The sequence below is a fragment of the Citrobacter sp. VF227 genome (assembly GCF_052950715.1).
Map to the genome: position 1 here is coordinate 1 of NZ_JBRFVF010000159.1, position 603 is coordinate 603.

Sequence of the window (603 nt, forward strand, 5' to 3'; positions counted from 1 at the left end):
CACCGCGACGCAGGCGCGCGCACCGGCGATAACCCGGGCGACACCGGCAAGATTGAGCTTCGGCAGCACCGCGGCGTTGGCTATGCCGCTGACGATGCGTTCGGCCCGCGCCTTCTCCTCGGCATTGCCCCACGGCAGGCGGATCGCCCAGCCGAAATCGCTCATGCGCTCGGCCAGCTCGCGCCAGTAGGCTTCCGGCCAGTGCTTGCTCGGCCAGGTGGTGCCGTGCAGAAACAGCAGGTAGGGCTGGTCGCTGGGCGCCGCCATCTGCTCGCGATCGAGCCCGTAGTCGGCGACATCCTGCGGCAGCGGATACGCGAGCGCCTGGGCGAACAGCTGACGCACCCGTTCCAGCGCGTGCTGGTCACGCGGCACTGCGTAGCATCGGTCATAGAAGCGTGCGGCAATGGGCTCACGCGCAGACTCCCGGTCCAATCCGGCGACCGGGGCCTTGACGTAGCGGGTCAGCCAGGCACTCTTCAGCAAGCCCTGGGCGTCGATCACCAGGTCGTAACGGCCTTCCCGCAGGCGTGCCTTGAAGCGCTGCCATTCACCGTTGCGCAGGGTCTGCAGCGGGTGCTTGCGCCAGCGACGAATCGCTAC

Annotated in this window: 1 protein-coding gene; it reads right to left on the bottom strand. The window is 68.3% G+C overall.

All coding sequences use genetic code 11. The annotated features are described in order from the left end of the window. A partial coding sequence (gene waaC, locus ACU8YC_RS25635) for a lipopolysaccharide heptosyltransferase I (protein ID WP_446896056.1) occupies positions 1-603 on the bottom strand: 603 nt, incomplete at both ends.